Origin of the sequence: Variovorax nivicola, from assembly GCF_051216475.1 — a bacterium.
GTDB lineage: Bacteria > Pseudomonadota > Gammaproteobacteria > Burkholderiales > Burkholderiaceae_C > Variovorax.
The window spans coordinates 1-23,324 of the sequence record NZ_JBPJZK010000016.1; the positions used below are offsets into that span (position 1 = coordinate 1).

The 23,324-nt window shown below is 66.8% G+C and carries 18 protein-coding genes; all 18 read right to left on the reverse strand.

The features are described 5' to 3' along the window. Window positions 1–1,044 (reverse strand): type VI secretion system Vgr family protein (locus ACSFBF_RS33655; protein WP_435474581.1); only part of this gene is annotated, 1,044 nt, incomplete at its 3' end. Between the two features lie 21 nt (window positions 1,045–1,065). Beyond that, a complete protein-coding gene (tssH, locus tag ACSFBF_RS33660; RefSeq protein ID WP_435474583.1) occupies window positions 1,066–3,789 on the reverse strand; it encodes a type VI secretion system ATPase TssH in 2,724 nt (907 codons plus the stop codon). Further along, a complete protein-coding gene (gene tssG, locus ACSFBF_RS33665; RefSeq protein WP_435474585.1) occupies window positions 3,786–4,982 on the reverse strand; it encodes a type VI secretion system baseplate subunit TssG in 1,197 nt (398 codons plus the stop codon). The genes tssH and tssG overlap by 4 nt, the downstream gene beginning before the upstream one ends. Then, window positions 4,979–6,850: a type VI secretion system baseplate subunit TssF gene (gene tssF / locus ACSFBF_RS33670; protein WP_435474587.1), complete on the reverse strand. Its 1,872-nt coding sequence runs from the start codon at window positions 6,848–6,850 to the stop codon at window positions 4,979–4,981. Before tssF ends, tssG begins: the two co-directional genes overlap by 4 nt. Then, window positions 6,851–7,378, reverse strand: coding sequence for a type VI secretion system baseplate subunit TssE (gene tssE / locus ACSFBF_RS33675; RefSeq protein ID WP_042673168.1), 528 nt, complete (start codon window positions 7,376–7,378; stop codon window positions 6,851–6,853). It abuts the gene before it with no gap. 11 nt (window positions 7,379–7,389) lie between these two features. Beyond that, the gene (locus ACSFBF_RS33680) at window positions 7,390–8,250 is read right to left on the reverse strand and encodes a type VI secretion system accessory protein TagJ (RefSeq protein WP_435474590.1); all 861 of its coding nucleotides are present in this window, start codon (window positions 8,248–8,250) and stop codon (window positions 7,390–7,392) included. A 127-nt stretch (window positions 8,251–8,377) separates the two neighbouring features. Next, the gene (locus ACSFBF_RS33685; protein WP_435474591.1) at window positions 8,378–8,860 is read right to left on the reverse strand and encodes an Hcp family type VI secretion system effector; all 483 of its coding nucleotides are present in this window, start codon (window positions 8,858–8,860) and stop codon (window positions 8,378–8,380) included. Between the two features lie 47 nt (window positions 8,861–8,907). Next, the gene (gene tssC / locus ACSFBF_RS33690; protein WP_435474593.1) at window positions 8,908–10,416 is read right to left on the reverse strand and encodes a type VI secretion system contractile sheath large subunit; all 1,509 of its coding nucleotides are present in this window, start codon (window positions 10,414–10,416) and stop codon (window positions 8,908–8,910) included. A 33-nt stretch (window positions 10,417–10,449) separates the two neighbouring features. Then, window positions 10,450–11,028, reverse strand: a complete 579-nt coding sequence (gene tssB / locus ACSFBF_RS33695) for a type VI secretion system contractile sheath small subunit (RefSeq protein ID WP_093081718.1) — start codon at window positions 11,026–11,028, stop codon at window positions 10,450–10,452. 94 nt (window positions 11,029–11,122) lie between these two features. Beyond that, window positions 11,123–12,217, reverse strand: coding sequence for a type VI secretion system protein TssA (gene tssA, locus ACSFBF_RS33700; RefSeq protein ID WP_435474596.1), 1,095 nt, complete (start codon window positions 12,215–12,217; stop codon window positions 11,123–11,125). A gap of 151 nt (window positions 12,218–12,368) precedes the next feature. After that, entirely contained in the window at window positions 12,369–13,550 is a 1,182-nt protein-coding gene (locus ACSFBF_RS33705) for a fumarylacetoacetate hydrolase family protein (RefSeq protein WP_435474598.1), read from the reverse strand. Between the two features lie 89 nt (window positions 13,551–13,639). Next, window positions 13,640–17,395: a molybdopterin cofactor-binding domain-containing protein gene (locus ACSFBF_RS33710; protein WP_435474600.1), complete on the reverse strand. Its 3,756-nt coding sequence runs from the start codon at window positions 17,393–17,395 to the stop codon at window positions 13,640–13,642. Continuing rightward, window positions 17,392–17,892 (reverse strand): (2Fe-2S)-binding protein, encoded by a 501-nt coding sequence (locus tag ACSFBF_RS33715; RefSeq protein WP_435474602.1) that lies wholly within the window; start codon window positions 17,890–17,892, stop codon window positions 17,392–17,394. The genes ACSFBF_RS33710 and ACSFBF_RS33715 overlap by 4 nt, the downstream gene beginning before the upstream one ends. Continuing rightward, on the reverse strand, window positions 17,870–19,030 hold the full coding sequence (locus ACSFBF_RS33720) for an ABC transporter substrate-binding protein (protein WP_435474604.1): 1,161 nt from the start codon (window positions 19,028–19,030) through the stop codon (window positions 17,870–17,872). Before ACSFBF_RS33720 ends, ACSFBF_RS33715 begins: the two co-directional genes overlap by 23 nt. Before the next feature lie 55 nt (window positions 19,031–19,085). After that, window positions 19,086–19,811 (reverse strand): bifunctional nicotinamidase/pyrazinamidase, encoded by a 726-nt coding sequence (gene pncA, locus ACSFBF_RS33725; protein WP_435474606.1) that lies wholly within the window; start codon window positions 19,809–19,811, stop codon window positions 19,086–19,088. Between the two features lie 31 nt (window positions 19,812–19,842). Continuing rightward, window positions 19,843–20,577, reverse strand: a complete 735-nt coding sequence (locus ACSFBF_RS33730; protein WP_435474608.1) for an ABC transporter ATP-binding protein — start codon at window positions 20,575–20,577, stop codon at window positions 19,843–19,845. Next, the gene (locus ACSFBF_RS33735) at window positions 20,574–21,383 is read right to left on the reverse strand and encodes an ABC transporter ATP-binding protein (protein WP_097197427.1); all 810 of its coding nucleotides are present in this window, start codon (window positions 21,381–21,383) and stop codon (window positions 20,574–20,576) included. Before ACSFBF_RS33735 ends, ACSFBF_RS33730 begins: the two co-directional genes overlap by 4 nt. Further along, window positions 21,380–23,323, reverse strand: coding sequence for an ABC transporter permease (locus ACSFBF_RS33740; protein ID WP_435474610.1), 1,944 nt, complete (start codon window positions 23,321–23,323; stop codon window positions 21,380–21,382). The genes ACSFBF_RS33735 and ACSFBF_RS33740 overlap by 4 nt, the downstream gene beginning before the upstream one ends. Between the last annotated feature and the right edge of the window lies 1 nt (window position 23,324).

The following is a 23,324-nucleotide window of genomic DNA, read 5'->3' on the forward strand; positions in this document are numbered from 1 at the left end:
GGTGGGCTGCGCCACGAAGTTGAAGTCGTAGCTGCCGGGCTCCGAGCCCGTGGCGTAGCCGCCCTCGCGCAGCGCGTACGACACGGACGCCACCAGATACTCCTGGTTGTCGTCCGACCTGGGCGAGTTGCGCATCGTGAACTTGTAGCCCGGCGCCATGCCGCGCACGGTCGAATGCCCCGTGCTGCGCTGCGCGAGCGCCTGCGACTCTTCCAGCCGGACCTTCGCGTAGTGCTCGCCATCGCCTGCGGCCGGGTAGTCGCCCAGCCACTCGTACATCTCGTAGTCGGCGTTGTCGTGGCCCCTGGGCTGGCTGCGCACGTTGAGCAGGTCACCCTTGGGCGTGGTGAAGTTGAAGTCGTCCACCGTGTAGCTGCCCGAGCGCACTTCCTCGCTGGGCTGCCACTCCCGGATGACTTCCATGTCTTCGCTGATGTCCCGGTCGGCCGCGAAGTAGTCGATGGTCTCGTAGCCGGGCATCGCCTCGTGCGTGCCGACGTCGTCGGCCAGCACCAGCGTGTGCTGGTTCTGTTCGTGCCTGAACCAGTAGTAGATGCCTTCGAGTTCCATCAGCCGGCTCACGAAGGCGAAGTCGCTTTCGTTGTACTGCACGCAGTACTCCCACTGCCGGTAGCTGCCGCTGAGCTGCTTCTCGAATGCGAAGCCGTAGTCGCCGAACACCTCTTCCAGGATCTCCACCACGCTCTTGTTCTGGAAGATCTTGTTGTCGCTCGAACGCGTGAGGTACCACAGCCACGGTCGCACGGTGGCCCGGTACACGGTGTGGCGCTCGGTGTCGCCTTCACGCCCGATCATCGAGAAGCGCACCACCTGGCCGTTCAGATATCGCGGCTCGCTGCCCGCTGTCTGAATCTCCAGCGACAGTGGCTTGCCCAGCACCGACTTCAGGTCGATCGAAGCACTCGGGCTCAGCAGATCGACCTCGAACTCGAACAGCTGCGACAAACCCTCCGTGCCGCGCATCGAGCGAAACAGCAGCTGACTCTCGTCCAGCGGTGTGTGCGCCTTTACGACTCTGGCCATGAGGGTTGTCTCCTTGTATTTTTAAACTTCGGAAAACTCGTAGTGGAAGTCGTCTCCAGCTGCGCTCAGCTGCACGCCGCTCAGCTTGCGCGCACTGACCGTGGCGCCGATGACTTCCTCGCTCAACCGCGGAAGGATCGTGTGCGTGAGGATCGCATCGATCATCCGGCCGCCCGATTCGATGGCCGTACAGCGGCGCGCTACGAGTTCGACGGCGCTGTTGTCGTAGGCCAAAGCAATGCCGTGGTTCGCCTGCAGGCGCGCCGCAATGCGATCGAGCTGGAGGCGGATGATGCGATGCAATGCCTCTGCGTGCAACGGGTAATAAGGCACTACAACGAGACGGCCGAGCAGCGCGGGCGCGAACACCTTGAGCAGCGGCTCACGCAGCGCTGCGGCCAGCGGCTCGGGGTCGGGGCGCAGGGTCGGGTCTTCGCACAGCTGCATGACCAGGTCGGTGCCGACGTTGGAGGTCATGATGATCACGGTGTTGCGGAAGTCGATGTGGCGGCCCTCGCCGTCTTCCATCCAGCCCTTGTCGAAGACCTGGAAGAAGATCTCGTGCACGTCGGTGTGCGCCTTCTCGATTTCGTCGAGCAGCACCACGCTGTAAGGCCTGCGGCGCACGGCCTCGGTGAGCACGCCGCCTTCGCCGTAACCCACGTAGCCGGGCGGTGCGCCCTTCAGCGTGGAGACGGTGTGCGACTCCTGGAACTCGCTCATGTTGATGGTGACGAGGTTCTGCTCGCCGCCGTACAGCGCTTCGGACAGTGCCAGCGCGGTCTCGGTCTTGCCCACGCCAGAGGGGCCGCACAGCAGGAACACGCCGACGGGTTTGTTGGGGTTGTCGAGCCGTGCGCGCGCAGTGCGGATGCGGCGTGAGATGGTCTCCAGCGCATCGGGTTGCGCGACCACGCGGGCCGAAAGGATCTCGCCGAGCTTCAGCACCGATTGCGCGTCGTCGCGCACCATGCGGCCGATGGGAATGCCAGTCCAGTCGGCCACGACGGTGGCGATGGCCTGCGCATCGACGGCTGCGAGGATGAGCGGCGATTCGCCCTGCAGTTGCACGAGCTTGTCTTGTGCTTCGTTGAGTTCGGCGCGGATTTCTTCCGGGGTTCGCTCGGGCTTGCCGGGGGGCGTATCGACCGACGACGGTTCGCTGTCTTCTACCGCGTCAGCCTGCACCTGCGGCACTGCCGCCGGCGACAGCTGCTTGCGCAGCGCCACGATGCGCTCGACCAGCGCGCTTTCTTCCACGCGCCGCGTCTCCAGCAGATCGAGCTCAGCCTGTGCCGCCGCAACCTGTACCGCGATGTCTTCCACGCGCTGATGCTCGCCCACGCCAATGGCCGCCTCGCGCCCCGCGATGCCCGACTCGATGCCCAGCACCTCGATACGGCGCTGCAGGTCTTCGATGGCGGCGGGCAGCGCGTGCTGGCTCAGCGCCACGCGCGCGCACGCGGTGTCGAGCAGGCTCACGGCCTTGTCGGGCAGTTGCCGCGCGGGAATGTAGCGGTGCGACAGGCTCACGGCCGCTTCGAGCGCGGCGTCGAGAATGAGCACGCCGTGGTGCTTCTCCAGCTCGGCCGAGATGCCGCGCAGCATGATCACCGCCTTGGGCTCGGTGGGCTCGTGCACCTGGATGGTCTGGAAGCGCCGCGTGAGCGCCGGGTCTTTCTCGATGTACTTCTTGTACTCCGACCAGGTGGTCGCGCCGATGGTGCGCAGCCGCCCGCGCGCAAGCGCTGGCTTGAGCAGGTTGGCCGCGTCGCCGGTGCCGGCCGTGCCGCCCGCGCCCACCAGCGTGTGCACTTCGTCGACGAACAGCACGATGGGCTTAGGGCTCTTTTCGACCTCGTCGATCACCTGGCGCAGGCGCTGTTCGAACTCGCCCTTCACGCCCGCTCCGGCCTGCAGCAGCGTGGGGTCGAGCACCCACAGCGACACGTCTTTCAGCGAAGGCGGCACGTCGCCCGCGGCGAGGCGCGAGGCGAGGCCTTCGACCACGGCCGTCTTGCCGACGCCGGCCTCGCCGGTGAGCAGCGGGTTGTTCTGGCGGCGACGCATGAGGATGTCGATGATCTGGCGGATCTCGTCGTCGCGGCCGTAGACCGGATCGAGCTCGCCGGCGCGCGCCTTGGCCGTGAGGTCGCTCGCGTACTTGGCGAGTGCGGAGCCGCCTGCCGCGGGGCCGTCGCCCTGGTGGTGCGCCACTGCGGTTGCACCGCCGGCTGCACCAGCGCTCGGCGCAACATCGAAGTCGTCTTCGGGTGAGCCTTCAGTCCATGCTGCGAGCTGCGCCACCAGCACGTCGGGCACGATCTTGTCGAACTCGCGCGAAATGCCCGAGAGCACCTGGCGCAGGCCCGGCGTCTTGATGATGCCCGCCAGCAGGTACGCGCCACGGATCGAGGTGGCCTCGAAGCGCAGGCTCGCATAGACCCACGCGCGCTCAACGGCGTTGTCGACGTGTTCGGAGATGTCGCTGATCGACGTAGCGCCGTGCGGCAGCCGGTCGAGCGCACGCACGAGGTCTTGCTCGACCGCGTCGAGGTTGAGCCCCGCGCGCTTGATGATGCGCAGCATGTCGCTGTCCTGCAACTGCAGGATCTGGTGCAGCCAGTGCACCAGCTCGACGTAGGCATTGCCGCGCAGCTTGGCGAAGGCGGTGGCGGTCTCCAATGCCTTGTAGAGCATCGGATTGAGTTTCGAAAAAAGAGAGACGCGGCGGATGTCGGTCATAGAGCCATGGATGAAGATGCGGACGCGGCAACGGGTGCCGCCGATGCGGAACGGGAAAACAATGCTTCGGGCTGGAACACCATGTCGCCGGCGTCGGTGTCCGACAGGCGCGTGCCGAGCCAGCTGCCCCAGCCGAGGCGTTGGTTGCTGTTGAGCCGCATACCGTGCGCGTCCTGCTTCTTGAGCACGAGCCGCAGCTCCCACGCGAACTCGATGCCGACGTACTGGCGCACCCAGTCGACCACCTGCTGCAGCCGCTTGCTGCCGGGCAGGAACTCGCGGAACTCTTCCTGCGAGAGCGGCCCGAGTTCGAGGCGGAACTTGCTCTGCGCATCGCGCACCGCGAGGCCGATGGTGGCGCCGCCGCCGAGCCGGTGGTTGCGACCGGTGATGCCGATGCGGCTGACCTGGCGCTCGTCGATCATCACCCAGTCGCTCACGAACTCATCGACGCGCACGGGCACGTCGAAGTAGAGCTTGAGGATCTGGATCAGGCCCTCGGGGTTGCGCGTCTGGCGCACGAGGTGGCCCGCCATGAAGGTGCGCGCATGGTCGGCAATGCGGTCGCGCTCCTTGAGGCCGGGCTGCCCCATGTTCATGAGGCTGGCCACGTAGTCGACGAAGCGATGGCCGTCGGGGCGGTCCAGGCTGTTGACCGATTGCGCGTCAGCCCAGGCCCGGTAGAACAGCAGGATCAGCCGGTGATGGAACAGATCGGCGAACGCGCTGATGGTGTTGTCGGCATGGTGCCGCTTGCGTTCGCGCGCGTACTCCGTCAGGTGCAGCGGCAGCGGACCGTTGGGGCCGAACAGGCCGAAGCCGTAGATCGAGATGCGCGGGGGACCGTCGCTGTCGACATCGACGCCCGACACGTTCGAGGGCGCGAAGGCCATCGAGGGCTCTTGCCCGAGGCGCAGCGGCTCATCGAGCGGGCGCGGCGCGCGGCCCAGCAGCGGATGATCGCCCTGCGCGTCGAGCCGGCGCAGCAGCATGAACAGGTCGTGCTCGAAGGGCTGCTCGACCAGCTTGGCCCAGAGCACGGGATCGGTCTGCGGCACGCCGCGCCGAGGTGTCACAGGGAGGGCGGGCTGCGCGATGTCATGGCGGACCTCGGCCGTGTCCAGCACCTCCTGGGCCTCCCCGGCCGGCGCTGCGGCCTGCTGCATCCCGTCGGTGAAGCCGGCTTCGCTCATACGGCGGGGCGGCGTCCCACGCGCGGGGTCCACCGCGCGATCTCGCCGCGCTGCATGCTGGACAGCGCGAACTCGGTGAACGCATTGAGCGACACGTGCCGGCTGAAGAACTGCTCCAGCACGGCGCCGAAAAGATACGGGCTCGCGCCCGAGAACGCGACCTCGTCGATCTTGAGCGCAATCTCCACGCCACGCCCGAACACGATGGGGCCCGGCTCCGGCAGGCGGCGGAACACCGGCGCCAGCGCCATCGAGCGCACACCCTGGATCTGCCGGCGCACCGAAGGGTCGGCGAGGTTGCCGTACAGGTCGAGCATCTCGCGCAGCGCGGCCGCGCCCTGCGCCGCATCGACGTCGGTAAGGCTCAGGTAGTTCAGGCCGAGGTGGCTGATGAGGCGCCACGTCAGCGCGCCCTCGGCCAGTGCGGGGTACGGCCGCGAAGGCCCGCGCAGGATGCGGATCGATCGCACGGGCGCCGACACGCGCAGCGTGAAATCCGACTCAAGCCCGGTCGGCAGCAGCAGCGGCAGGTCGCGGTTGGTGCACAGCGCATCGAGCGTGATGTGCCGCAGGCTGTGCGGAAACGGCGCGTCGTGCTGGTCGACCAGCGACACGTAGACCTCGCTGCCGGTGTAGCTGGTGCGCGTGCCCTGGGCGCGTGCGCGGTCCGACACCAGGCGCGGCTCCCGGCGCAGCGAGAAGTACGCACCGAAGTCGCCGTCGTCCGCCGCAAACGAACCGAGGAAGGGCCGGAACTCGCGCTCTTCCGAGCCGTTGGCCATGTGGCCGGTGACGCGCTCGACGGTGAAGATCTCGAAGTCGCGCGGGCGCGTGCGGTCGATCACCGCGTGGTGCTCATGCTGGCCCGGCCCCACCGGAATGCGGTCGCTGCGACGCGGCACAAGGTTGATGATGGGCGTGCAGAACAGCGAGAAGTGCTTGGCGTCTACCAGCCGTTCGAGGTCGCCGTCGGCGCGGTCGAGCAGGATCACGATCTCCATCGTGGTGCCGCCCATGGCCTGCACCGCCGCGCGCAGCTTGCTCACGCTGAAGAACAGGTAACGATCGGGAAACGCGAAGTACTCGTGCAGCAGGCGGTAGCCCTGGAACGAGCGCGCGTCGTAGGGCAGCAACGCCTGGTCGGGGTCGAAGCCCTCGTGCCTGATGGCCTCGTCGCCCAGCGGCACGATGCGCGCCGTGCTGCCCGGTCCGCTGCGGCACACGACGCCGACGCTGTGGTGCGCCGCGAGTTCGAGCACGCGCAGCGCATGCAGCTCCGCGCCCGAAAGAAAGAACTCGAGCCGGTCGAGCGGCATGTCGGCAAAGCGCGCGCCGCCCACCGCTTCGAGCTTGATGGTGATGGCGCTCTTCGCCTGCCGCGCAGCCATGGGCATCGCATGCGCGATTTCCGCGGGCACCGGGCCGATGCCGGCGTCGGCGATGCGAATGGGCCACAGCGTGACGGCATGGCCGGTGCGAAACTCGCAGGCCGTCTGCTCGCCCTTGATCATTCGCCCGCGCAGGATGGTGTGGCGCGGCAGCTCGTAGCCGGCCTTCAGCGAGCCTTCGTTGAGGTTGCCGTCGATCTGCACCACGGCCATGGCGGGCAGCGGCGCGAGAAAGTTGGGGTACACCACTTCGAGCAACCGCTGCGAGAAGCGCGGAAACTCCGCGTCCATCTTGAGCTGGATGCGCGCAGTGAGAAAGCTGAAGCCTTCGAGCAGGCGCTCCACGTAAGGGTCGCTGACCTCGATGCCGCGCATGCCGAGGCGCCCGGCGATCTTCGGGTAGCGCTGCGCGAACTCGGCCCCGAGCTCGTGCATGTAGGTGAGCTCGCGGTTGTAGTAATCGAGCAGCCGCGCGTCCATTCAAAGGCCTCCGGTGGGCCGCAGCACCATGTGCCCGCTTTCGAGGTCGAGCTCCGAGCGCAGGATGAATTCGATCGGGTACGGCACCGACCACAGCGTGCCGCGGATCTCCAGCGCGAGCAGGTTGTGGTGTTCGAGATCGGTGGCATCGGTCACGCAGCGCACGTCGATGCTGTCCTTCATGATGCGCGGCTCGAAATCGATGATGGCCGAGCGGATGGCCGCTTCGACGTCCGCGAAGTCGACCTCCGACATGCGGCCGCCGGCCCAGCCGCGTACGCCGAAGTTCAGCACCGAACGGCGCGCGCGCGGCATGGTGTTGATGTTGTGGTCCGCACCGAAATTGGTGGTGTTGAGCAGCCACTGCAGATCACGCAGCACCGAGTCGCGCAACAGCCTACCGCTCATGAGGAAGGCGCCAGCGCGCTCCTGCCGGGTCTGCGGCGTCTTGTCGGTGAGACGGTCGAGCAGCACCGGCTGCAGGCGGTCGCGCGCGACGCTTTCCTGCTGGTCGCCGTCGGTGTCCATGATGCTGCTCATCAGGTCGCGTCCTCGCGCGAGAACTCGATGAGCCGCAGGTCGAGCAGCGAATGGTCGCCAGCCTCGCTGATCAGCGTGCGCTGGCCGAGGCCCGCGTATTGATCTTCGCCGGCCAGCGGCAGCCAGTCGGTGCGGCGGCCCAGCGTGGTTTCGTCGTCGAGGCCTTCGAGCGAGCCCGGGTAGCGCACCGGCACCAGGCCGTTGAGTGCGCGGCCGTCATGCAGCTCGAATTCAGCAGGCGCCCAGAGCAAGTCGACCAGATGTTGCGGACGCGAAAACTTGATGCGGCGCACCTCGGGCAGGGGCAGCCACGCATATCCCGAGGGCGTGAGCAGCTCCAGCACCGCACCGATGCGCACATCGCCGTCGCACAGCCACGCGAAGATGCTGCGCTCCACCGGTTCGCCGTCGAGCGCCTGCACGGCGCGCGAATCGGAGCGGTCGACGCTGGTGAGCGCACCGTGCAAGGCGGGCGTGGCCTGCCGCGCGGCCTCGCGCAAGGCGGCGGCTTCTTCGGCGCGGTCAGCCGGCAGGGCAGCAGCAGCGATCAGCTGTTCGACCCATTCCGCGTTGCCGCAGACGATGGCCGGGGCGCGCCCGCCGGACCAGAAGTCGCTGCGATGCCGTTCGCCCGAAAGCGCCATCGAACACGTGACGCTGGCGGGCGTGAAAGTGGGGTCGAGCTTGGTGGCGAGCTTGAGCTGGTCTTCGGCCCGCTGCCATTCGCCGCGCAACGCGAGGAAGTGGCACAGGGCAAGACGCAAGCTTGCATTCTGGGGATTGGCGCGGATCTGCCTCTGTACCCATTCGGTGTGCTCGGCCACGGAGCGTTCGCCCAGCACTGCAAACCCATCGCCCATGAAGCTTCCTCGCTGACTGAATGGCACACGGCGCGAAAGGCCTGTGTGCGAAGGACGGCCGTGGAGGCCGTCGGGAAAAACGTCGCGGCCGGCCCGCTGGGCCGGCCGCGCATCGGGAAAAAGGAAATCAGGCTTCCTTGTTTTCCTTGATGTTCCAGCCCAGCACCGTCTCGGCGCCCTTGCCGCCCTTGTCGGTCTGTTCCCAGTACTGCTGCTTCACCTTCGCGGCCTGGAAGGCGTACTGCACGAACACGGCATCCGAACCCTGCTCGGCCGTGTACTGAACCGAGGTGACCAGCACTTCTTCGAGCGTGACGCGCGTGTATTCGATCTGCGCACCGCCGGCCTTGCAGACCGACACTTCCACCTTGGCCAGATGCTTGCCGCTGGCGCAGTTCTTCAGGACGGACGGCGCCGCCTTGTCGATACGTGCAAGCACTTGCAGGTCATTGAAGCTCGCCTTGCCCACGCCGCCGCCACCGCCGCTGACCATGTTTCCAGGCTGCGTTGCTCCCCACGCAAACGACTTGATGTCCGTCCACTCCTTGTGGTTCGAGTCCTTCGATTCGCCGTTTGCGCCCTCAACGCGCATGAACATGTCTACTGCCATGATTAACCCCCAAAGTTATATGTGCCCGATTCCGGGACACCGTTGAATTAGCTGCTGTCCTTCTTGTTGGATGGCAGCTTCGAAACCAGCCGCAACGACACCGTCAGCCCTTCGAGCTGATAGTGCGGCCGGAGAAAAAACTTGGCGGCGTAGTAGCCCGGGTTGTCCTCGATGGCTTCCACCTGGACTTCCGCCGCCGCCAGCGGCTTCATTGCCTTCGTGTCCTGCGACGAGGTGCCGGGGCTGCCGTCGACGTAGTTCATGATCCAGTCGTTGAGCCAGCGCTCCATGTCCTCGCGCTCGCGGAACGAACCGATCTTGTCTCGCACGATGCACTTCAGGTAGTGCGCGAAGCGGCAGCAGGCGAACAGGTACGGCAGGCGCGCCGCGAGGTTCGCGTTGGCCGTTGCGTCGGCGTCGTAGTACTCGGCCGGCAGCTGCAGCGACTGCGCACCGATGAAAGCCGCGAAGTCGGAGTTCTTGCGGTGCACCAGCGGCATGAAGCCGTTCTTGGCAAGCTCGGCCTCGCGCCGGTCGCTGATGGCGATCTCGGTCGGGCACTTCATGTCCACGCCGCCGTCGTCGGTCGGGAAGGTGTGGGTGGGCAGGTTCTCCACCGCGCCGCCGGACTCGACGCCGCGGATGGAGGTGCACCAGCCGTACTGCTTGAACGAGCGGTTGATGTTCACGCCCATCGCATAGGCCGAGTTGGCCCATGTGTAGCGGGTGTGCGCGGCCGAGTCGGTTTCTTCCTCGAACTCGAACTCGTCGACCGGATTCGTGCGTGCGCCATACGGCAGGCGTGCCAGGAAGCGCGGCATGGCCAGCCCGATGTAGCGCGCGTCTTCCGAGTCGCGCAGGCTGCGCCATGCGGTGTGCTCGGTGTTCTGGAAGATCTTGGTCAGGTCGCGCGGGTTCGACAGCTCTTGCCACGAATCCATCTGCATCACGGTGGGCGATGCGCCGGCGATGAAGGGGCAGTGCGCGGCGGCCGCGATCTTGGCCATTTCGCTGAGCATCTCGACGTCGGGCGGACTGTGGTCGAAGTGGAAGTCGCCGATCAGCGCGCCGAAGGGCTCGCCGCCGAACTGACCGTACTCGGCTTCGTAGATCTTCTTGAACAGCGGGCTCTGGTCCCAGCCGATGCCCTTGTGGCGCTTGAGCGAGCGCGCCACTTCGCGCTTGGACGCGCACATCACGCGGATCTTGAGCTGCTCGTCGGTCTCGGTGTTATTCACGAGATAGTGCAGGCCGCGCCATGCGCCTTCGAGTTGCTGGAAGTCCTCGTGGTGCAGGATCTGGTTGATCTGCTCGGAAAGCTTGCGGTCGATCTCGGTGATGATGGCCTGCACCGTGCGGTAGGCATCGTTGGAGACGGTGACGGTGCTTTCCAGAGCCTGCACGGCCAGCGTCTTGACGGCGTTCTCAACCGCCTCGCGGGCCTGGTCGGTCTTGGGCTTGAACTCGCGCTGCAGCAGGTCGGCGAACTCGTTCGGCTCGAGCGTTTCGACGGAGGCGGGTGCGCGCGCGGCGGTCTGTTTGGGGGCGGTGCTCATGATGATGACGGTCCTTGCTGCTCGTGCTCGCGCTTACTCGGAAGAGGTCCCTGGGTTGCCGGGCGTGCCGGCCTTTTCGTTCGCGGCTTCCACGGCCTTGGCAACGGCCGGGTTCGGCGCCGAGGCCAGCGACTTGAGAAGCCCCGGGTTCTGCAGCGCCTGCGCGATCAGTTGCTCCGCGCCGTTCTTGCCGTCCATATAGGACAGCAGGTTCGACAGCTCGGTGCGCGCTTCGAGCAGGTGCTGCAGCGCGCCGACCTGGCGGGCGATGCGCGCGGGCGAGAAGTCGTCCATGCTGTCGAAGGTGATGTCGACGTTCATCTGGCCGTCGCCGGTGAGCGTGTTGGGCACCTGGAAGGCAACGCGCGGCTTGATGGACTTCATGCGTTCATCGAAGTTGTCGATGTCCACCGCCATGAACTCGCGCTCGCCGAGGTCGGGCATCGGGTCGACCTGCTTGCCCGCGAGATCGGCGATGACGCCCATCACGAAGGGCAGCTGGATCTTGCGTTCGCTGCCGTAGATCTCGACGTCGTATTCGATCTGCACACGCGGCGCGCGGTTGCGCGCAATGAACTTTTGACCACTGTTTCTGACACGGTTGTCTGCCATAAGCTTCCTCTTGAATCTGTAATGCGTGTGGGTACGACCCCGGCAGTCCTGCCGGCCTGCGGAGTCCGCGACGGCCCCCGCCCTGTCCTTGTTATTACGTGCTGCCCCCACTGTTCAGTGGACGTCCTGCAAGGCTTTCTATCTTTTGCAATCCCTCGGGCACGAGCTCTTCGATGATCTGGAAGAAGTTGAGATCCAGCAGCCGCTGCGCTCTGCGAATCAGCATGGGCGCCGGATGACTGGGTTCCGTGCGCTCCATGAACTGGCAAGCTTTTTCCAACAACACTTGCACATCATCACGAGTCGATATTTCAATATCTTTAATAAGCACCGTGCGTAGGCCAGCACCACCATTTGCACTGCCGACAGCTGCACCCTTGGCAGCCGGCTCGGCGCCTCCCGCCCCTTGCGGATCGGCTCCAGAGTGGGCTTCGCCAGCCTCTACCCCTTCGCTCTGCGCCTGCTCGGGCAACAGCTGGGCCACGGTGCGCAGCGAGCGTTCGAGCCGCGAGAAATCAGGCGCCCAACTCTGGCCGAGCGCGCGTTCGCAGGTCTCGCGTATGCGCTGCAGCAGGTCGAGCGCAGCACGCAACGCCACCACCGGGGGCGCCGCCTTTTCCTGCGCGCGCCGCGCCGCGTCCCGCAGTCGGCCAATGCCGCCCGGGTAATCGATCTGATGGTCGGTCTTGCTCGAATCGAGCAAAGCTTCGACCTGTCGCAGGCTCATTGATGCGCCGCCGTCTTCGAGCAGCCTTGCATCGCGAACACTGCGCCCCAGTCCCTCGGCTTCGGCCAGCGCGGCCAGTGCATTCATGCGCGGCAGCGGGTCTTCGAAGCCATCGTCGACAACGCGCGGATGCACGCCGTCCCAGAATTTCTGCAGCACGGCGTCGACGAGTTGCAACCCGTCGACATAGCCGGGCAAGCCACGGTTTTCGGTCCAGGCCAGCGTGAGGGGCACCAGCACTCGCAGGTCGCGCGTACGTGTGCACAGCTGCTTCGCGATGCGTTCCACGCGGGCCCAGTCGGGCGGCTCGGCGGGGATGATCGTCGAGCCGAATTGCTGCTCGCGCTTACCGGTTGTTGCTTGGTGCAACGCCATGAAATCGGGGTCGTATTCCAGGTCTTCACCGCACGGATGCGAGCCTTCCACAGGCAACTGCAATAGATCGATTTCGCTCGGCGACAACCTCTTCTCCCTTGTTCATCCGTTTCGTAACAGCGGCGATATTGAGGGGAACAAGAGGCGCGGTCAACAGCAACAGAATGCAACACGACGCGTATGAATTACTAAGGAGTACAACTCCTTTTAAAACTCAAACGGAACGTCTACATGCAAATCACAGCAGACCGCGTTCACTCAAATTGCGCATCAACGCACTGATACCAAAAGTCCACATCGGCGCCTGGTCCGCGTGCACAACGCGATTGACCAGGGCGCCGAGTTCCGGTGCGGCAATGCACACGCGGTCGCCCACGACGTGGGTGAATCCTTGCCCAGGCCCGTGACGGTCTTGTGTCGGCGCGAACATCGTTCCAAGAAACAACATGAAACCATCAGGGTAGGCGTGATGCCTACCCACGGTCTGCGCCACGAGGTCGAGCGGATCGCGGCTGATCTTCGACAGCGAGCTCGAACCCTCGAGCTTGAAGCCCTCGGGGCCGGTCACTTCCAGCGCGACGGTGATGCGGCGCACGTCCGCAATGCCGAAATGCGCATCGAACAACCGGATGAAGGGGCCGATGGCGCACGAGGCGTTGTTGTCCTTGGCCTTGCCGAGCAGCAGCGCGCTGCGGCCTTCGAAGTCGCGCAGGTTGACGTCGTTGCCTAGTGCAGCGCCGAGCGTCTCGCCGCGGCTGTTGACTGCGAGCACGACCTCGGGCTCCGGGTTGTTCCACACCGAGCCCGAATGAATGCCGACATCGGCGCCTGTGCCCACGGCGGAGAGCACGGGGGCCTTGGTGAAGATCTCGGCGTCGGGGCCGATGCCGACTTCGAGGTACTGCGACCACGCGCCCTGCGCGATCAGTACTTCCTTGACCTTCATGGCCTCGGGCGAGCCCGGCACGATGTCGGCGAGGTTGTCGCCGAGCACGCCACCGATGGCCGCACGCGTGGCCTCGGCCTTCGACGCGTCACCGCGTGCCTGCTCTTCGATCACGCGTTCGAGAAGGCTCGCGACGAAGGTGACGCCGCTGGCCTTGATGGCCTGTAGGTCGCAGGGTGCGAGCAGCCAGGGCTTGCTCGTGTCGCGCGCGGTCTCGTCGCTGTTGGCAAGGACTTCGTCGAGCGCGGCGATGCGCGGTGCGCCCTGCAATGCGTGGCGAACGGCTTCTGCAGGCGCTTTCTTGCCTTCGAGCAGGTCGCTCATGGTTGGCGCGAGCTTCGACAGGTCGTACAGGTCGCCGTCGTGCACGGCCACCAGCACGGGGCCCACGCCGGGTTGCCAGAGACGGCCGACGAGGGTGGCGCGTTCGGCGTCGCGGGGCAGGCTGGAAGAGATTGAAAGATCGAGCGGCATGGCGTGGTGTCTCCGTGGATGTGTGCGCTACGTTGCATCGTAGCGGCGCACAGCGAAAGACGACGCGGCCGGCCCCTCTCTTCTTTGTGTCAGTGCCCCGGCGCAGCCCGCACGCGCGCCACATCGGCAGGCAGGTTGGCCCACGCAGGCTCCTGCGGTGCGAAGCGCGCGCGCATGTAGCCGGCGAGCTCGGCGATCTGCTGGTCGTCGAGCACCTCGCGGAACGCGGGCATGAAGCCGATGTCGCGGCTCGCGGGCTCGCGCACGCCGTCGAGGATGGTGCGCAGCAGGTTGTCGGGCTTCGCGCTCGTGAGGTTGCTGTTGAGCGCGAGCGGCGTGTTCACGCCGAGCAGCGTGGGGCCGTTGCCGTCGTGGTGGCAGGAGGCGCAGGCGCTGTCGAACATGCGCTGCGCGGGGCCGAGCAACTGGCCCTGCGTGCGTGCGGCGTTGCTGATCGCTTGCTGTGCCACGGCTGACGGCTCCGCAGCCGGTGCGGGATTGAACGAGCCGAGGTAGGTGGCCATCGCACGCACGTCTTCGTCCGGCACCTGTGCGAGTTCGCGCACCACCTCGGCCATCGGGCCACCGGCGATGCCATGGCGCTGCGTGTGGCCATGGCGCAAGTAGCGATAGAGCTCGTCGGCATCCCACGGCACCGCTGACTTCGACAGGTGCGTGAGCGCGGGCGTCTCCCAGCCGTCGATCATCGCGCCCGACAGGAAGGCGCTGCCGCCCTGCTCCGCGCCGAGCGCATTGCGTGGCGTATGGCAGGCGCCGCAATGCCCGAGGCCATTGACAAGATACGCGCCGCGGTTCCATTCCGCGCTCTGCGTGGCCACGGGCTGCATCGGCGTCGGATCGTGGAAGAGTGCGTTCCAGCCGGCCATCAGCGGCCGGATGCTGAACGGAAACTTGAGCTCGGACTTCGGCGTTTCCGCACGCACCGCAGGCATCGACATGAAGTACGCATAAAGCGCCTGCAGGTCGTCGTCGCTGGTCTTGGCGAAGGCGGTGTAGGGGAACGCGGGGTACAGGTAGTGGCCGTCGCGCGAGACACCTTCGCGCATCGCGCGCTGGAAGGCGCTGAAGGACCAGTGGCCAAGGCCCGTCTCTGCGTCGGGTGTGAGGTTGGTCGTGTAGAGCTTGCCGAAGGGCGTTTCCATCGCGCGGCCGCCCGCGTTGGGTGCGCCGCCAGGGGCTGTGTGGCACACGGCGCAGTCACCGGCGGCGGCGAGCACACGCCCGCGTTCAATGGTGGCTTCGCTGTAGACCGGAGCGGTGAGCGATACGGGCGCGATGGCGGAGCGCCAGCCGAGCAGGCCTGCGACGACGCCGATGCCGCCGACGAAGAGCGCGGCGCCGGTGGCCCATAGCCCTTTGCGGCGCGGCCAGATTGCATTGCTCCTTCCCCCTCCGGGGGAAGGTTGGGATGGGGGCACGGCAGCGTCACCATTCACACGCCGCTCGCCCCCACCCCCGCCCTCCCCCAGAGGGGGAGGGAGCAACCCCCGGTTCAATTCAGCCAGCACCGTCTCCGGCGTAAACGGCGGCGAGCGAAACCGCACCCCCGTCGCATCGAAGATCGCATTCGCAATTGCCGCAGTCCCTGGCACCGAAGACGACTCGCCCGCCCCCAGCGAAGGCTCGCCGGGCCTGGGCATGTGCATCACCTCGATCACCGGCACTTCGCGGAAATTGATGATCGGGTAGCTACCCCACTCACGGCTCGCAACCACGCCCGAAGGCAGCACGCCCGGCAGCTGCGCACCCGTCGTCGTGCCTTGCTGCTGTTGCTGTTGTTGCGGCGCGAACTGCACCCGCTCCTTCAACGCCCGGCTCGTGGTCTGGATCACGTTGCCGTGAATCTGGTGCTCGACGCCCGCCGGGTTGATCATCAAGCCCGCGTCATGCCCCACCACCACGCGGCGCACATGCACCTCGCCGGTCTTGCGGTTGACCTCCACATCGGCCACCCACGCGGCCCACGCGGCGCCGAAGCCCGGCCACTTGCTGTGGATGTAGCGCGCGTACGCAAAGCCCTGGCCGAAGAGGATGTCGCCGCCTTCACCGAGCCCGCCGTCCGCGTTCTCCTGCGGCCCGGTGCGCATGCGCCAGCCGGCCTTCTGCGCGGTGGCCTGCACCAGTTCGACCGCACGCGGGTCTTCCAGGTGCCGCAACCGGAACTGCACCGGGTCCACACCCGCAGCAGTCGCCAGCTCGTCGATGTACGACTCGTGCGCGAACGAACTCGGCAGCGCCGACACGCCGCGCAGCCATGAGGCGCGCACGATCGGCGCCATGTCGTTGACCTTCACGCGCAGGTTGTCGTACGTGTAGGGCGGGCGCGCGGTGCGGTCGCCCATCTCGAAGGCCTGCGCCACCGGCTCGATGGTGCGCGTGAGCAGCAGCGCGAGCGTGGGCGCGCCGTTCGACGGGTACGAGGTTTCGAAGTCGTAAGCGGCGACGCGGCCATCGGCCATGAGGCCGCCGTCGATCTCCATGAGCTGCGCGGCACCCTTGGGCTCCCATGCATGCTCCTGCTCGCGCGTGAGCTGCACGCGCACCGGCGCCCCGACCGCACGCGCGAGCAGCGCCGCATCGGCGGCCACGTCGTCTGCGCCATTGCGGCCGTAGCAGCCCGCGGCTTCCATGCGGACCACGTCGACCTGCACGTCCTCCACGCCCATGAGCTTCGCGAGATCGGCGCGCAGCACGTGCGGATTCTGCGAACCGGCCCAGCAACGCAGCTGCATGCCGCTGCCGTCGGCTGGCTGCCAGTCGACCAGTGCGCAAGAAGGGCCGACGGACGCATGCATCTGGTACGGCCACACGTAGGTGCGATGCATCGGCTGCGCTACTGCGGCAATGGCGCCGTCGACATCGCCTTCGTCGACCAGCAAGCGCTGCGTGGAGGGGTTGTCGCGCAGCGCCTGTGCCACGTCGCTCAGGTCAGGCATGCCAGGCCATGGCTTCCACGTGACGCGCAATTCGCGCAAGGCCTGTTCGGCGTGCTCCTCGCGCTCGGCCACGATGCCGACGAAGTCGCGGATCACGACCACGGCGCGGATGCCGGGGATGTGCGCAATCGACGACTCATCGACCGCCTCAAGCGTGTTGCCGATGAACTCGCCATGGTCCGCGCCGGCATACGGCGGGCGCACCACGCGACCGTGCAGCATGCCGGGCACGCGCATGTCGTGCACGAACACGAGCTCGCCCGCCAGCTTGGCCGGAATGTCGACGCGCGCCTGCCGCGTGCCGACGACCCGGTAGTCGGCGGGATTCTTGGGCTGCGCCTGCGGATCGAGCCGCAGCACGGTGCGCTGGCCTGCCACGAGTTCGGCGTAGCTGACGTGGCGGTCCGGCCCTTCAGCAACGCGCACCACGCCGTTACGTACCTGCAGAGCGTCGACGGCCACGCCCAAGCGCTCAGCCGCACGCGCCAGCAGCCATGCACGCGCCTGCGCAGCGGCAAGCCGCATCGGCTGCGCATGGATCTGGATCGACGCGCTCGCAATCGTCGCGCCCTGATTGGGCACGCGTGCGGTGTCGCCGAGCATCACGCGCACGCAGGGCATGCCGAGGTCGAGTTCCTCGGCCACGATCTGCCCGAGCGCAGTCTGGATGCCGGTGCCCAGGTCGACGTGGCCGTTGAGCGCCGAGGCGCTGCCGTCGTCCCACACGGCGAGCAGGATCTCGTCGCCTTCGATCGGGTTGCCGGCGATGAATGCGGGCTGGCCCTTGGCGGGCGGCGGTGCGAGCGGGGTCTCGCGCACCACCAGCAGCACACCATTGGCCGACAGGAACTCGGCGCGTGTCAGCGGAAGATCGGCGCGGCGGGTCATGGGGTCGGATGCGCGCGCATGCGCACCGCCGCGCGTTGCACGGCATCGAGAATTTCGATGTGCGTGCCGCAGCGGCACAGGTTGCCCGAGAGCTCGGCGCGAATGCGCGCATCGCTCGCATCCGGATCGCGCGCAAGCAAGGCCGCAGCCTGCATGACCATGCCGTTGAGGCAGTAGCCGCACTGCGCGGCCTGCGCATCTTCGAAGGCGGCCTGCACCGGATGCCAGTCGCCGCGCGCGCCCAGCCCTTCGAGCGTTGTGATGGCGCGCCCCACCACGCCATGCGCGGGAATCACGCACGAGCGCGCCGCCACGCCGTCGACATGCACCGTGCACGCGCCGCACTGCCCCAGCCCGCAGCCGTACTTGGGGCCGTTCAACCCCAGGTCGTTGCGCAGCAGGTGCAGCAGCGTCGCTTCGCTCGGCACGCCCTCGATCGATTGCGCCTGGCCGTTGACCAGCAGGTGCAGCGGCTCAGCGCCGCAACTGGCCGTCACGGGTGTACATCTCCAGGTCCACGAAGGTCGAGCCGTTGTGGTTCTTCGCGCTGTACTCGACGGGGAAGTCGCCGATGCGCGTGCTGCCGATGCTTTCGAGCCCGGCGATGAAGCTGTCGCGCGTGAGCGTCTTGCCCGCGCGGCGCAGGCCCTCGACCATCACGCGCGCGACGATGTAGCCCTCCAGCGCGGTGTAGCTGTCGATCTTCTCGCCGAACTCCGCCCGGTCGCGCTGGTAGTCGGCCACGATGGGCATGCGCTGCGCCTGCGGCGGCGGCACGATGCTGGCCGTGACCAGCCCCGCGAGCTTGCCGTCGAGCCGCTTGGCCGAACCGGCCGCGTCGGTGATGCCGACCGACAGCGTGTACAGCGGCGCACCCACGCCGTTCGCGCGGTAGTCGCGCATGAACACTTCGACCATGCGCCCGGCCATGATCATCACGACGGCGCCCGGCTTGGCTTCAGAAAGACCGGTGACGACCTGCTTCGCGTCTTCGGCCGTGATGGCCAGCGGGAAGGTCTTGAGCACTTTCACCTTGTAGTCGGCCGCCAGCTCTTCGCAGGTGGCGAGGTTCGACTTGCCGAAGGCGCTGTCCTGGTAGACCACCGCGATCGACTGGATGCCGATGGTCGAGAGGTGGCTGATGATCTTGCGCAGCTCCAGGTCGTAGCCCGCGCGCACGTGAAACAGGTAGCGGTTGACCTTGGTGCGAAACGAACTGGTGCCCACCAGCGGTGCAAACATCGGCACGCCCGCCTTCTCCGCCAGCGGCATCGCGGCCGCGAGGTTGCCGGTGGCCACGTAGCCGGTGAGCGCGAAGACCTTGTCCTCGTCGATCAGCTTTGCCGTGTTGATGGCGGTCTTTGCGGGGTCGTATGCGTCGTCGTAGGTGACGAGTTCGATCTTGCGGCCGTTGACGCCGCCTGACTTGTTGACGCGGTCGAAGTACAGCTTGATGCCCGCGCGGTAGTCGACGCCGAAGTCTTTCGCCGGCCCGCTGAACACGGCCGACTGGCCGATGCGGATGGTGGTGTCGGTCACGCCGTTTTCCGCGCGTGCCGACCGCAGCAGGCCGGGGCCGAGGGCCAGGGCGGCACTGCCCGCCACCATGGCGCGCCTTGAGATCGAAAGCTTCATGCGTCGTGTGTCTCGTGTTTTCTTGTTGTTCGTCGTTGTTCTTCGCGGCGTGGGCTCAGGCGGTCTGAATGTCTGCGGACTGGATGCGCTTGACGCCCTTGGCCGTCATCTGCTTCCACGCCGCGGCCAGCGAGCCGTTGAGGTCGATGCCGCGCGTGGCGTCTTCGATCACATAGGCCTCGAAGCCTGCCTTGCGTGCGTCCATCGCAGTCCAGGCCACGCAGAAGTCGGTGGCCAGGCCGGTGACGTACACGGTCTTGATGCCGCGCGCCTTCAGGTAGCCGGCCAAGCCCGTGGCCGTCTTGTGGTCGGCTTCCTCGAAGGCGGAGTAGCTGTCCATCTCCTTGTGGAAGCCCTTGCGGATGATGAGCTGCGCGGTCGGCACCTTCAGTTCCTTGCCGAGCGCGGCGTCTTCAGTGCCTTGCACGCAGTGGTCGGGCCACAGCACCTGCGTGCCGTAGCTGAGCTTGGTGGTCTCGAAGGGCTTCTTGCCGCTGTAGGTGCTCGCGAAAGACGCATGACCCGCCGTGTGCCAGTCTTGCGTGACGACGATGTTCTGGAACGCGGGTGCGAGCGCGTTGATGACCGGAATGACTTCGTTGCCACCCTTCACCGCGAGCGTGCCGCCGTCGAGAAAGCAGTTCTGCACGTCGACCACGATCAGCGCGGCCTTGGCGCCAGGCTTGATCTTGCCGGCCGCGAAGGCGTTGAAAGCGACGCTGCCGAGGCCGCTGGCCAGCCCGAGGGCGGCGGCGGATTTCACGAGGGTTCTGCGATGCATGGCGTGGACTCCGATGGGTTGAAGGAAAAACTCAGACGCTCAAGTAGGCGCGGCGAACTTCGTCGTTGGCCGCAAGCTCGGCCATGGTGGCGTGATAGCGGATCTGCCCCTTCTCGAGCACATAGGCGCGGTCGGACACCAGCTCGGCAAAGTGCATGTTCTGCTCCGACAGCAGGATGCTCACGCCCTGCGCCTTGAGCTCCAGGATCATGTTGGCCATCTGCTCGACGATCACCGGCGCCACGCCTTCGGAAGGCTCGTCGAGCAGCACGAGGTACGGGTTGCCCATGAGCGTGCGCGCCACGGTCAGCATCTGTTGCTCGCCGCCGCTCATGCGCCCGCCCGGACGGTTCGGCATTTCACCAAGGTTGGGGAACAGCTTGAACAGGCGCTCGGGCGTCCACAGCGGCGCATCGGTGCCGTCGGCCCAGCGGCGCGCGGGCTGCTTGCCGACTTCGAGGTTCTCCATCACCGTGAGGTCGGTGAACACGCGGCGGTCTTCAGGCACGAAGCCCAAGCCCAGGCGCGCTGCGTGGTGCGGTTCGCTCCTGGAGATGTCGTGGCCCAGGAAGCGCACCGCGCCGCGGCGCTTGGCCAGCATGCCGATCAGCGTCTTCAGCGTGGTGGACTTGCCTGCGCCGTTGCGGCCCATGAGCGCGACCACTTCGCCGCGACGCACTTCGAGGTCGACGTCATAAAGGATCTGCGCGGCGCCATACCAGGCGCACAGGGCCTTGGCCTGCAGGAGGGGTTCGTGTGTGCTCATGCTGCGACTCCCAGGGCTGCGGCTTTTTCTGCGATCTTCTCGAATGTCTTGCCGCTGCCGAAGTACACCTCCTGCACCTTCGGGTGGTCGCGGATTTCGAGCGGCTTGCCCTGCGCGATGAGGCGGCCGCGCGCCAGCACGATCATGCGGTCGGCGTACGCGAACACCACGTCCATGCTGTGCTCGGTGAAGAGCACGGCCATGCCGCGTTGAATGACGAGGTCCTTGGTCAGCGCCATGAGCGAGTTGCGCTCCTTGGGCGCCATGCCGGCAGTGGGCTCGTCCATCAGCAGCAGCTTGGGGCTGTTGGCCATCGCGATCGCGAGCTCGACGCGCTTCACGTCACCGTACGCCAGCACGCTGCAGGGCCGGTCGGCCTGCGACTTCATGCCGACCTGGTCGAGTAGCGCCAACGCTTCGTCGCGCTTGTGGTCGGCCGCGCGGCGCCACATCGAGAACAGCTTGCCGTCGTGCGACAGCAGCGCCATCTGCACGTTCTCGACCACGGTGAGCGAGGCGAAGGTTTCGGCAATCTGGAAGGTGCGGCCCACGCCCTGGCGCCAGATGGCGCGCGGCTTCTGGCCCACGAGCTCGTGCCCGTCGAACAGGATCGAACCCTGATCGGCCTTGAGCTGGCCGTTGACCATGTTGAAGGTGGTGGACTTGCCGGCGCCGTTGGGGCCGATAAGCGCGAGCAGTTCGCCGGCGTGCAGCTCGAAGCTGATGCCGTCGACGGCCTTCACGCCGCCGAAGGACTTGCCGAGGTTCTCGACCTTGAGCAGGGGTGTGTTGGAGGTGGTCGTCATGCCTTGGCCTCCTTCGCCTCGGCGGCTACCGCTGGCCCTGGCGCCGCATCGGGCTTGGCGCGGCGCAGCAGCTTGTCGGTCAGCTGCTTCGCGAAGCCAGCGATGCCCTGCGGGAACAGCAGCACGAGAATCAGGATGATGGCGCCGAGCGTTGCGCGCCAGTAGTCGGTGTTGCGCGCCACGGTGTCGTGCAGCCAGCTGAAGGTGACGGCGCCAACCACCGGCCCGGCCAGCGTCTGGATGCCGCCCAGCAGCACCATCACCAGCCCGTCGACCGACTTGTCGACGCTCAGGCTCTCTGGCGAGATGCTGCCCTTGGAGAAGGCGTAGAGCGAACCGGCCAGCCCCGCCGCAGCGCCCGCGACGACGAAGGCTGTCCACTGCATGCGCTTGACGTCGATGCCAATGGCGTCGGCGCGCAGCACCGAGTCGCGGCCCGCGCGCAGCGCATAGCCGAAGGGCGAGAACAGCACGCGGCGCAGCATCATGACGCCGGCAGCCACCAGCACCAGCGTGAGCCAGTAGTAGGTGCGCTTGTCCGACAGCCACTCCGAGGGCCACACACCCGTGAGGCCGTTGCTGCCGCCGGTGAATGAATCCCACTGGTAGACGATGGCCCAGGTGATCTGCGCGAAAGCCAGCGTGAGCATGGCCAGGTACACGCCCGACAGCCGCACCGCGAACCAGCCGTAGATGAAGGCGCCGATGGCCGCGACCAGCGGGGCCACGATGAGCGCCACTTCCATCGGCAGGCCGCTGGCGCGCACCAGCAACGCGGCGCCATAAGCCCCGAGGCCGAAGTAGGCGGCATGGCCGAACGAATGCATGCCGGCCGGACCCATGATGAAGTGCAGGCTGGCGGCGAACAGCGCGGCAATCAGCAGGTCGATCATCAGCACCGTGGTGTAGGGCGAATCGGCGGTGAGCAGCGGCATCGCCATGAGCACCACGCCCAGGGCGGCGACCAGCCACAGGTAGCCCTTGCTCGCGCGGCGCAGCGGCTCCTCGGCCATGCCCACGTAGCGGCTCGGCGCCTGCGGCCGGCCGAACAGGCCCCACGGGCGCCACACCAGCACGATGGCCATGACGATGAAGTCGACCACCAGCGTGAGCTTCGAGAAAGACACGCTGTAGCCGAAGATTTCCACCACGCCGAGCCAGATGCACACGGCCTTGATCTCCGAGATCAGCAGCGCCGCCGCATAGGCGCCCGGAATGGAGCCCATGCCGCCCACCACCACCACCACGAAGGCCGCGCCAATGGTGTTGAGGTCCATCGCGAGCGTGGCCGGCTCGCGCGGCAGCTGCAGCGCGCCGCCCAGACCCGCCAGCATGGCGCCGAGCGCGAACACCGCGGTGAAGAGCCAGGCCTGGTTCACGCCCAGCGCACTGACCATCTCGCGGTCTTGCGTGGCGGCGCGCACCAGCGTGCCCCATCGGGTGCGCGTGAGCAGCAGCCACATGAGGCCGAGCACGACCGGGCCGACGACGATCAGGAACAGGTCGTAGGTCGGGAACTGCCGGCCCAGAATTTCAACGGAGCCCGACAGGCCCGGTGCGCGCGGCCCGAGCAGTTCGTCAGGCCCCCAGATGTAGAGCACCGCGTCCTTGATGACAAGGACCAGTGCGAAGGTCGCCAGCAGCTGGAACAGCTCTGGCGACTTGTAGATGCGGCGCAGCAGCACCATCTCGATCAGCGCGCCAAGAATGCCGACCGCAAGCGCGGAAATCACCAGCGCGGGCCAGAAGCCCATGCCGCCGCCGAGCTTCTCGACCAGCGTATAGGCCAGGTAGATGCCGACCATGAAGAAGGAGCCATGCGCAAAGTTGACGATGCGCGTGACGCCGAAGATCAACGAAAGGCCGGCCCCCACGAGGAACAGCGACGAAGCCGACGACAGCCCGGTGAGGAACTGAAGCAGCAGGGACGAGAGGCTCATG